Origin of the sequence: Solibacillus sp. FSL K6-1554 (genome assembly GCF_038005185.1) — a bacterium.
GTDB lineage: Bacteria > Bacillota > Bacilli > Bacillales_A > Planococcaceae > Solibacillus > Solibacillus silvestris.
In genome coordinates this window covers 1227442-1239278 of sequence record NZ_JBBOSS010000001.1, presented here as the reverse complement: position 1 = coordinate 1239278, position 11837 = coordinate 1227442, and the positions used below count along the sequence as shown (strand labels likewise).

9 protein-coding genes are annotated in these 11837 nt (G+C 40.3%); 1 reads left to right on the top strand and 8 read right to left on the bottom strand.

The annotated features are described in order from the left end of the window. Positions 1-9: 9 nt before the first annotated feature. The 4 genes from rpoD to MHB58_RS05875 form a co-directional block, all read right to left on the bottom strand. Positions 10-1137, bottom strand: coding sequence for an RNA polymerase sigma factor RpoD (gene rpoD / locus MHB58_RS05890; RefSeq protein WP_008403109.1), 1128 nt, complete (start codon positions 1135-1137; stop codon positions 10-12). Between the two features lie 30 nt (positions 1138-1167). Further along, positions 1168-2997: a DNA primase gene (gene dnaG / locus MHB58_RS05885; protein ID WP_340734856.1), complete on the bottom strand. Its 1830-nt coding sequence runs from the start codon at positions 2995-2997 to the stop codon at positions 1168-1170. Positions 2998-3309: 312 nt separating this feature from the next. After that, on the bottom strand, positions 3310-4122 hold the full coding sequence (locus tag MHB58_RS05880; protein WP_008403111.1) for a pyruvate, water dikinase regulatory protein: 813 nt from the start codon (positions 4120-4122) through the stop codon (positions 3310-3312). 8 nt (positions 4123-4130) lie between these two features. Then, a complete protein-coding gene (locus tag MHB58_RS05875) occupies positions 4131-4769 on the bottom strand; it encodes a helix-turn-helix transcriptional regulator (RefSeq protein ID WP_008403112.1) in 639 nt (212 codons plus the stop codon). A 541-nt stretch (positions 4770-5310) separates the two neighbouring features. Between MHB58_RS05875 and MHB58_RS05870 the strand changes: the two genes are divergently transcribed. Continuing rightward, entirely contained in the window at positions 5311-6699 is a 1389-nt protein-coding gene (locus MHB58_RS05870; protein WP_008403113.1) for a glycine--tRNA ligase, read from the top strand. Between the two features lie 92 nt (positions 6700-6791). On the opposite strand, the gene MHB58_RS05865 is transcribed toward MHB58_RS05870, so the two are convergent. From MHB58_RS05865 to MHB58_RS05850, 4 genes are all read right to left on the bottom strand, one after another. After that, positions 6792-7565 carry an IclR family transcriptional regulator gene (locus MHB58_RS05865; protein WP_340734855.1) on the bottom strand — a complete coding sequence of 258 codons (774 nt, stop codon included), beginning with the start codon at positions 7563-7565 and terminating at the stop codon, positions 6792-6794. 148 nt (positions 7566-7713) lie between these two features. Next, positions 7714-8853: a CaiB/BaiF CoA transferase family protein gene (locus tag MHB58_RS05860; protein WP_065217050.1), complete on the bottom strand. Its 1140-nt coding sequence runs from the start codon at positions 8851-8853 to the stop codon at positions 7714-7716. Between the two features lie 19 nt (positions 8854-8872). Then, a complete protein-coding gene (locus MHB58_RS05855) occupies positions 8873-10834 on the bottom strand; it encodes a TRAP transporter permease (protein WP_008403116.1) in 1962 nt (653 codons plus the stop codon). A 25-nt stretch (positions 10835-10859) separates the two neighbouring features. Beyond that, entirely contained in the window at positions 10860-11819 is a 960-nt protein-coding gene (locus MHB58_RS05850; protein ID WP_340734854.1) for a TAXI family TRAP transporter solute-binding subunit, read from the bottom strand. Positions 11820-11837: the final 18 nt, after the last annotated feature.

Here is an 11837-nt window from a genome sequence, read left to right as displayed (position 1 = left end):
CTGTTTAGCTTATTCTAAGAAATCTTTTAAGCGTTTTGAGCGAGATGGATGACGCAGTTTACGTAATGCTTTCGCCTCGATTTGACGAATACGTTCACGTGTAACACCAAACACTTTACCTACTTCTTCCAAAGTTCGCGTACGGCCGTCATCTAAACCAAAACGTAAACGCAATACGTTTTCTTCACGGTCTGTTAATGTATCCAGCACGTCTTCCAACTGTTCCTTCAATAACTCATATGCTGCATGATCAGAAGGAGATTGTGCTTCTGAGTCTTCGATGAAATCACCTAAATGTGAATCATCTTCTTCCCCAATTGGAGTTTCCAATGATACAGGCTCTTGTGCAATTTTTAAAATTTCACGAACTTTTTCAGGTGTTAAATCCATCTCTTCTCCAATTTCCTCCGGAGATGGTTCACGGCCTAAATCCTGAAGAAGCTGACGTTGTACACGGATTAGTTTGTTGATTGTTTCTACCATGTGTACTGGAATACGGATTGTGCGGGCCTGGTCTGCAATCGCACGTGTAATCGCTTGACGAATCCACCAAGTTGCATAAGTCGAGAACTTGAACCCTTTACGGTGGTCAAATTTTTCAACTGCTTTAATCAGACCCATATTTCCTTCTTGAATAAGATCCAAGAACAACATTCCACGACCTACATAGCGTTTAGCAATCGAAACTACAAGACGTAAATTAGCTTCTGCCAGACGTTTACGTGCTTCTTCGTCACCTTGTTCAATACGTTCCGCTAAACGAATTTCCTGATCTGCGGAAAGTAAATCCACACGTCCGATTTCTTTTAAATACATACGTACCGGGTCATTAATTTTAACGCCAGGAGGAACACTTAAATCATTTAAGTCGAAAGCTTCTTCACTTGATTCTTGCTTAGAAAGTGCTTCTTCTTCAAATTCTTCTTTTCCTTCAACTGTTACATCATTTTTTTCGATTTCATCGGCAAAGTTGAAAATCTCTTCGTTCTCCAGTTCAAAAAATGCTAATGTATCAGAGATTTCCTTCATTGACATTTCGCCAACCTGTTTTGCTTTAGCTAAAAGTTGCTTTTTTACCTGCTCTAATGAAACCCCGTTCACTACCGTATCTTTTGAATGTTTTGACTTGTCCGCCATAAACCTTCCTCCTTCTAAAAACAAATCGCGTTAAACGCCCATTTTTATCTTTCTATTTAAGTTAATTATTTGTTGGGCAATCTCAAGTGCTCGTCTATGCTCATGCATTTTTTCTGCTTCTTTTTGATCGTGCTTTAATTGTTCAATCTTTAGTTCTAATCGGCGTTTTTCGATTTGCTTTAAACAATCAATTATTTCCGCTTCACCATTATCAGGGTCACGCTCAAGTAACGCAGCATCCATCACGATTTTTCGTAAATCATGATCATCCAACACTTCGACGAATCGATGGAAATCAGCCATTTCATATTCTTCATAAAAACCAATTAAACGTACAAATACGGATAAATATTCCTCATGGATGAAAGGTTCGTTATTTCCCTCTCTGAGAACTTTATTCACAATATTTACATCATGCAACATATGTGCTAAAAGTATACTTTCGGCACGGTCTGTTGCGTCTTTTTTACGCTCCCTTTGGAGTAGGACAGTTGGTTCTTCCACCATTTTTTGATCGCGTTTCTGCTCTTTTACATTATCCGCGACCATTTTTCTTAATTGGGTGCTGATTGCCTCATGGGAAATATTCGTTTCATTTGCCAATTGGCGAATGTATAAATCACGTTCAGTTGGAGAAGTATTATTTTTTAATGTTTCCAGAACTTCTTGAATGTATTGAAGTGTGTCATTTTCAAATTGAAAATTTTTGCCGCGTTTCGCATGCATCATCATAAATGCAATATACGCGTGCGGCTTTTCTATTATTTGATTTTTAAATGCCTCTTGTCCGTGTGTACGAATATATTCGTCCGGATCAAGTTTATCTGGTAAAACAGCGACCTCAACTTTAATCTGTTCTTGATGAAGCATTTGTGCAGCGCGCTTGGCAGCCTCAAAACCAGCATTATCACCATCATAGCAAATCGTAATTTGCTGAACTAAGCGTTTGAGCTTTGTAATATGCTGGGGCGTAAGAGACGTACCCATCGTTGCTACAGCATTGTATATGCCCGCCTGGTTTGCTGCTAAAACATCAATAAAGCCTTCCATTAAAATTACTTGTCTTGATTTACGAATGGATGCCCGCGCCTTATCCAAATTAAAAAGTACTTGACTTTTATGGAAGATCGGCGTTTCAGGACTATTTAAGTACTTAGCATCTTCGCCATCGGAATTCAAAATCCTGCCTGAAAATGCAATCGTTTTTCCATTTTCATCTCGAATCGGAAACATAATCCGTCCCCGGAAACGGTCAAAGTAGCTATCATCACTTTCTTTACGAATGATCAGACCGCTTTCGGCCATTTCTTCCGGATCATATCCTTTGCGCTCCAGTAAGATGGACAGCGTGTCCCAGTTCGGTAACGCCCATCCTATCTGATGTGTTTCGATTTGCTCACGTGTAAATCCTCTTTCAAGCAAATAATTTAATGCAGGTTCGCCATCTTCTGTATTCATTAAAATATGATGATAAAACTCCACTGCAAACGTATGAGCCTCTCGCATTTGCTGCTCTTTTTTTGAAATGGGCGAATTCGACATCGATTGATCGGTCGACAATTCCATTTCAAGCGGGATTCCCGCACGTTGACTTAGTTTAATGAGTGCATCCGGAAACGACAGATGTTCCATATCCATTACAAAGGTAATGGCGTTTCCTCCTGCCCCACAGCCAAAACAGTGAAATATCTGTTTATCGCTGGATACGGAAAAAGAGGGTGTTTGCTCACCATGGAATGGACATAATCCAAAATAGTTGCGCCCTCTTTTCGTTAACTGCATATAATCGCTAATGACATCGACTATATCGGACTGCGAACGAATTTGTTCAATCACATGTTCGGGTATTTTTCCAGCCATATTATCACCATCTACAGTATTCGAGATAAATTACAAATTTCCTCTATAATACGACAAAATTCTTTAATAAATTTGTAATTACCCTATAATAAATATTTTTACCACAATTTTATTATTATAAAACAAAAAGACTATACTTGCTATATAATTTCAAAAAAATAATCAGAATATAACTATAAATGTCGAAATTCAGCAAAATACAAAAGGTTTTCTGAAACAAAAGTATAGTTCACTTAGTTTCTAAAAAAACGCGAATATTATTCCACCAAAAAAACCTCCTCTTCCTTTTTGGAGAGGCGGCTTCAGTTGCTATCAACAATCAAGCTCTAGCATATCAATTATTTTGTGCGCTGTTTCTTCGACAGCACGATTCGTCACATCAATCGTTCGACAACCTATTTTATCAACAATACTATAAAAATAGCTAATTTCCTGCTCAATTCTACTATGTTGCGCATAAAATGCATTTTCCGTTAATCCTAAAGTTATTAAGCGCTCTTTCCGGATATTATTGAGCTTTTCCGGTGTAATGACTAACCCAAAACATTTTTTCGGATCGATTTGCATTAATTCTATAGGGGGTTCCACTTCCGGAACAAGCGGCACGTTTGCCACTTTATATCGTTTATGCGCCAAATATTGCGATAAAGGAGTTTTGGATGTTCTTGATACACCGACCAACACAATATCCGCCAGCAAAATGCCGCGCGGGTCCTGGCCGTCATCATATTTAACAGCAAATTCAATCGCTTCGATCTTTTTAAAATAATCATCATCCAATTGATGTACAAGTCCAGGCTTTTGCAATGGCATTTCATCAAAAGAAGTTTCGATCAAATCAAGCATCGACCCCAATAAGTCGATTGCATGCACTTTATATTCACTTGCAATTTTCTGAAGTGCCTGTCTCATCTGCTTTTCAACTAGCGTAAAAACAATGGTTGCCTCATTTGCAATCGCAATTTGGACAATTTTTTCCAGTACATCAACATTCGCAATATGAGGAAACTTTCGAATCCTTACTTTTTCGAAATTTGGCCGAAACTGGCTTACTACTGCTTTCACAGCAGCTTCTCCAGTTTCACCGACCGAATCTGACACAACAAATATAGTCAATTTTTTCATGAGATCACCTATAAATCATGCGTTTCTGCTAACGAAATAAACGCACGTGTAATATTCGTCTTCGTTAACCGCCCGGTAATGACTAATCCCCGCTCTGTTTCTTCAACAACCGGCATGGAATCGATCTCTCGTTCAATTAACTTTTTAGCCGCCACGATTAATGAATCCGAATTAACACAATAGGCGATGTTCGGCATTCTCGTCATTATTATATGCACAGGCATTTTATTTAAATCCTGTGTTCCGATACTGGAACGCAGTAAATCTTTTCGAGACAGCACACCTTGTAATATTTCATCTTTATCAATAACGAATAGTGTTCCGACATCCTCGGAAAACATATGGATAATCGCATCATACACCGTCATATCATCGGGAACAACTACCGGGATTGACTGGAAATCTTTCACTTTTAAATTCAGCATTGATTCCGTAAAGGCTGCCGTTGTTTTTTTTCCTGCATAGAAGTAGCCCACACGTGGACGCGCATCTAAAAATCCAGCCATCGTTAGTATAGCTAGATCAGGTCTCAAAGTAGCGCGCGTTAATCCAAGGCGCTCTGCGATATGTTCGCCCGTAATAGGGCCATTTTCTTTTACAATTTGCAAGATTACATCTTGACGTTTATTGAGTTCGATTGGACTCACCCGCTTCAAATAATGTTATACTTTTTCATTAATTATTATATACTATTTCCTTCTATATTGCGAAGAAAACAAACCCATGCTACAATATTACCGAACAACTCACTTGTTGTTTATGATTATTAATATGTAAGCGATGAAGGGATTTATAAGTATCAATTCTAACATAAGCGAGTAGGGATAGTGCAAGCCTACATTGAATTGAGAAACGGCACCCCTGAGCTATTTTTATAAAAGAGGTTTTTATTTATTTAAAAACAAGCGGGGTGGAACCGCGGGTACATCGTCTTGATGCACTCGTCCCCGGGCAGAGCTTTTGTGCCCGGAGACGGGTGCTTTTATTTTTATTCAGCGGGTGTTTATACACCCGCTGAATAAAAATAAGCTCTGGCAGATGTCACAGATTTTTTAGATGAAAAAAAGTCAGCCTAAATACGTCACATTCTGTGACAACGGCTTACTGCCCCACATCCTGTGGGTCTAAAAATCTGGACGCAATTATGCCGAGGCATAATTGATTAAATATTTATAGGAGGTTTTTTTCATGGCAGAAAAATCAATGGAGACAATTGTATCATTAGCAAAACACCGCGGATTCGTATTTCCTGGATCTGATATTTATGGTGGTTTAGCAAACACTTGGGATTACGGTCCACTTGGTGTAGAACTTAAAAACAACGTAAAAAAAGCTTGGTGGCTAAAATTCGTTCAGGAATCAGAACATAACGTAGGCTTGGATGCTGCAATTTTGATGAATCCTAAAGCATGGGTTGCATCTGGTCACGTAGGTAACTTCAACGACCCGATGATCGACTGTAAAGCATGTAAAGCGCGTCACCGTGCAGATAAATTGATTGAAGATGCTTCTTTAACAAAAACAGGCAAAGAAATTATCGTTGACGGTATGACTTTCGATCAAATGAAAGAAAAAATGGAAGAGCTTGAAGTAGCTTGTCCTGACTGCGGAAAAATCGACTTCACAGATATCCGCCAATTCAACTTAATGTTCAAAACGCACCAAGGTGTAACTGAATCTTCTTCAAACGAAATCTACCTGCGTCCTGAAACAGCACAAGGTATTTTCGTAAACTTTAAAAACGTTCAGCGTTCAATGCGTAAAAAAACACCATTCGGTATCGCACAAATCGGTAAATCTTTCCGAAATGAGATCACACCAGGTAACTTCACATTCCGTACTCGTGAATTCGAACAAATGGAACTTGAATTCTTCTGTAAACCGGGTGAAGATCTTGAATGGCACTCATACTGGAAAGAGTTCTGTAAAAACTGGCTTCTTGCATTAGGTATGAAAGAAGATTCAATGCGTTTACGTGACCATGAAGATGATGAGCTTTCACACTATTCAAATGCGACAACAGATATCGAATTCCGCTTCCCATTCGGTTGGGGCGAATTATGGGGTATCGCAGACCGTACAGATTACGACTTAAAGCAGCATATGGAACATTCAGGTGAAGATTTCACTTACATCGATCCTGTTTCAAATGAGCGCTATGTACCATACTGCATCGAGCCATCATTAGGTGCAGACCGTGTAACATTGGCATTCTTATGTGATGCATATGAAGAAGAGCAATTAGAGGGCGATGATACGCGTACAGTATTACGCTTCCACCCTGCTCTAGCTCCATTTAAAGCAGCAGTATTGCCACTTTCTAAAAAGTTATCTGAAGAAGCTGGCGACGTTTGGGCTGACTTGCGTAAAGCATTCCCGGTTGATTACGATGAGTCACAATCGATCGGTAAACGTTACCGCCGCCAAGATGAAATCGGTACACCATTCTGTATTACGTACGATTTCGATTCAAAAGAAGACGGTCAAGTAACAGTTCGTCACCGCGATTCAATGGAACAAATCCGTATGCCGATCGCTGAAGTAAAAGCTTATATCGAAAAACATTTACAATTCTAATTTTATAAAACACTTTCTGTTCGTTTTGAGCAGAAAGTGTTTTTTAATTTAACAAAAAACAATCCAACCGTTCTACACCCGGTTGGATTGTTTTATTTATTCAGCTGTTTTTCAATATCGAATTTTGCATGTAAAATGAGTTCACGTAATTCATCAAACTGCTCTTCATCAAAGCGCGCTTCCGGAATAATAATTGCAATCGATGCAACCGGCCGCCCGTTAGAAATTATCGCCGTACTGAATGAGCAGGCACCGATAATACGTTCTGCACGTGTAAAAACATATTGCTGTTTTCGAATTACCTGTAGCTGCTCCAACAACTGCTCGCGATCGACAACCGTATTTTCCGTTACGTGCTCCATCGCCACCTCATCCAAATACTGATCAATTTCTTCCTGCGGTAAAAAGGCCAGCAATGATTTAGCAGAGGCTCCGGCATAGAGCGGTGAAGTATCCCCAACATGATTACGTGCCGATAAAGCATATGAACTCTCGATATTCATAATACAGCGGCGCTCATTACCGTCAATAATGCTCATCGAAATACTTTCTTTCGTCGCTTTATTCAGCTGCTGAAGAATGGGCTGTGCAATCGTAATGATGCTTGATTCTTCCTCAACTAGCTTCCCTAAGTGGATTAACGATAGGCCAAGCTGATACTGCTTCGTCCGATCATCCCGGATTAAAAAACCTTCATACACTAGTGTGGCAACAAAGCGTTGCAAGCTAGATAGCCCGATTCCTGTCTTTTTATTTAATTCAGTTAAAGAAAGCTTTGGCTGTTCTTTCGTAAAGGCACGCAATATTACAATTGTTTTTTGAACTGTTTGCATTAAATACATTTTTTCAAATTTTTGTTGTTCCACCCAAAAGCCCCCCTTTTCCTAATAGTAGCAAAACTCATTCATATAAAAAAGAAGGGGCTATGTTAAAAGTCATAAAACTTTTCACCTAACTTTTTCACCAACAATAGATATCAATCAATAGGAATCACCAATTTTGGCCCAACAATTCCTAATTTTTATTAATTTTCAACAAATCATCCGTATGTTCCCCTAACTGCGGTGCCCCGTATTCATAGGAAATATTAAGCTCCGAATGTTGTAAAGGGTTTTTCACAAATTTCACTGTCCCGTATGACGGATGTTCGATTTCGCCTACTAGATTCCGGGCGACAACTTGCGGCTGCTGAAACGCCTCCTCTATTGTGTTGACACGTCCGCCAGGAATTTTATACTGCTGCAAAAGCTCAAGCCATTCATCACGGGTTTTCGTTTTGGTAATATCGGAAATATATGCTGCTAGTACGTCTTCATTTTGTTTGCGCAATGAATTTGTTTTAAATCGCTCATCTGTCACCCAGCCCTCGCGATTAATCATCTGGCAAAACTTTTTGAACTGATCTTCAGTGCCGACACAAAACATGAGCGGGCCATCCGAACATTCAAACACCTGATATGGCGCTACGTTATTATGCTGGTTGCCAAGACGGTTCGACTTGAAACCGGTATTCAAATATGCGCTTGCAACATTAGCGAGTGAACTCATTTGTACATCTAGCAGTGCCAGATCAATAAATTGACCTTTGCCCGTCATGTCACGCATTCTTAATGCCGACAGTATCCCAATTACAACATAGTGGGATGTTAAAATATCTGCAATTGGCACCCCTACTTTTGTCGCTTCTCCATCAGGATGTCCCGTTACATCCATTAATCCGCTCATTGCCTGAATAACCGGATCAAATCCCGGCTCTGCAGCGAGCGGCCCGGTCTGACCAAATCCGGTCACCGAGCATTGAATAATTCGCGGATTAATTTGCTTAAGCTGCTCATAATCGAGCCCCATCTTCTTCATATCGCCCGCTTTAAAATTATCGATAATGACATCCGCTTCTTTTACTAAATCAAGCAGTACTTCTTTATCGGACTGGTCTTTTAAATTTAATGTGATTGATTTTTTATTGCGATTCGCACAAATATAATACGTGCTTTCCCCATTTATAAATGGTCCCCAACCACGCATACTATCCGAACCAGCCGGATGCTCGACCCGAATGACTTCAGCACCTAAATCCGCTAAAATCATCGTTCCTGCCGGAGCAGCATACACACGCGATAAATCCAATATTTTAACATTATCCAATGGGCGCATCCCCATCACCTCAATTCTTCTACTCTTTTATTAACGATGGTGCAATTTTCCGTTCCGGCTGCTTCAAAATGATTTGTGTCGCAACAGCAACGGCAATGACTGCTAACGCGATTAAGTTATAAATTAACGTAGTATCCATTAACGCAATCCCAGCGCCAAAAAAGACGAGGCGCTCGATGAAATACGTGTGTCGGAATAAATAGCCTTTAATTCCGGCAGCAATCGATACACCACCGATACAAGCCGTAATGGCCGCAAAAATGTATTCTCCGATTGTACCGCCTGTTAGCAGCAGCGCCGGGTTAAAAATAAAGAAGAACGGGACAATAAATCCGATCAACCCGAGACGAACCGATTCAAATGATACTTTATTCGGCGATTCCCCAGCGATACCTGCTGCGGCATATGGTGCCAATGCTACAGGTGGAGTAATACTTGATAAAGCAGCAAAGTAGAAGGCGAACATATGTGCTGCAATCGCCGGTACACCTAATTGTGTTAAAATCGGTACAGAAATTGTGGCAACAATAATATAGGCAGCTGTTGCCGGAATCCCCATTCCTAAAATAATACTGATTACCGCTGTTAAAATAGCTGCCAGCATGACACTGTCTCCAGCAAAACTTAATACGTTGTTTCCGATGATCAAACCGATACTTGTTAGCGTGATCGTCGCAATAACAATCCCTACGATTGCACAGGCAATTCCTACACTAATCGCTCCTTTGACCCCTTCAACAACAGAATCGATAACCGCTTTCAGATTCATACGTGTATGTTTGCGAATGGCTGCTGTCGGCACGATTGAAAATAGCGCGAAGATTGCCGCATATAACGGCGAATAGCCTGCAAACAGCATAAATAATAAAATAAATAAAGGGATTAATAAGTGCCCCCCGTTTTTAAGAACTTGCATCGCTACCGGAATATTCTCTTTTGAAATACCCGATAACCCCATTTTTTTCGCTTCAAAGTGCACAATCATAAACAATGTTAAATAGTAAAGTATTGCTGGTACAACTGCCGCCAGCATAACAACCGAATACGCAACACCTAAATACTCCGCCATAATAAAGGCTGCGGCACCCATTACCGGTGGTGCAATTAAGCCACCTGTCGAAGCTACCGCCTCAACAGCCCCGGCAAATTTTTTCGAATAGCCGGCCTTTTTCATCATCGGGATTGTCACTGTACCAGTTGTTACAACATTACTTACTGCACTCCCGCTGATTGTGGCCATCAACGCACTTGCAAACACTGCAACTTTAGCAGGTCCGCCTGCTGTACGGCCCGCAATTGTCAGTGCCAAGTCATTGATAAAATCCGAAAATCCGCTGTTTTTTAAAAAAGCACCAAACAGTACGAAAATAAAAATATATGTTGCCGAAACACCAAGAGCCGTTCCGAAAATTCCTTGCCCGCCCCAGAACATAATGTTGATGATCCGCTCAAGGCTAAATCCGTAATGCCCTAAAATTCCAGGTATATAGGCTCCAAAGAAATTGTAGGCAAGGAAAAACAGTGCAATTAATGTCAGCGCATTACCGACAACGCGACGTGCAGCCTCAAATAATAATACGATCGCTATCCCGCCGACCCATAAATCAAGAATCGTATTTTCTCCTGCACGGTCTCGAACTAAAATATCGTAAATAATAACGAAATAAAGTGTCACGAAAATTGATAATGTAATACAGATGCTGTCAAACCATGTAGGCAACTTTCTCGTCCCAACACTTTTCTTTGTAGCAGGATAATAAATAAAACTAAATAAAAGCAAAAACCCTAAATGCCACGCACGAAATTTTGTCGCTTCCATCACACCGATACTGCTCATATATATTTGGAAGATGGACCAGATGATTGCAACACCAATCACGATTTTTCCAAATATACCAACATAATTACGGGAATTGATATTTTTATCTTCAAGGTCCATTAATTGTTGAATTTCATCTTTTTCAAGTACTTTTTCTGTCATACCGTCCCCTCCTTGTCCTTTACTTTTAATCGATTACACCAATTTCACGATAATAGCGCTCTGCACCCGGATGTAGCGGTATATCTGCCGTTCCCGCAACCGCGCTTTTCGGACTGAACTGCTTCGCAATGCTGAATGATTTTTGCAGTGAGTTCAAGTTTTCCCACAGCTCTTTCGTCAACTGATAAACGGTTTCTTCATTCACACTTTCTTCAATTACGATCGTGCTGTACTGACCGACAGTTTGTATCGCTTCCGGCTGTTTATCATATGTGTTTGGCTCGATCGTATAAGCAAAGTTCCAAGGGTATTCCTCTACTAAATGGTCAATGGCGCTGTCAGAAAAGCTTAAAACTTTTGAATCTACTGTTGAGATCAGCTCTGTCGCAGCAGCTGCCGGTACACCTGTATATATATTGACACCTTCCACCTGACCATTTCGCATTAAATCTGTCGCTTCTGTAAAGCCAACATAGTTTGCTTTAATATCCTTTTCTCCAATACCATGTGCTTCAAGGACGAGACGGGATTCTACCTCAGTCGCACTTCCCGCAGCTCCGAATACGAAGCTTGTTCCTTTTAAATCTTCAATTGAATTGTATTTCTCATCGTTTTTCACAATAATATGACTGATATTAGGATATAAGTTCCCTAATATGCGAACGTCTTCATATTGTTTTCCTTCAAAGCTTCCTACACCGTTGTATGCTTCATAGGCAATATTCACCGTCGTAAATGAAATATTCGCCTCACCTTTACGCATTAAATTCAAGTTTTCAATACTCCCATTTGATGCTTGAGAAGCAACACGCTTTTCCAGTTCATTTGTCCACATCGTTGAGATACCTGCTCCAAGTGAATAGAAAACACCTGTTGTTGTACCTGTTGTAAAAATAAGCGGCTCCCCATAACGCTCAGCATTACTTTGGCAACCTACTAGCAACATAGCAGCCATTGATACTATTGCGAGAAATTTTTTCTTCATCCGCGTCCCCCCATGTGC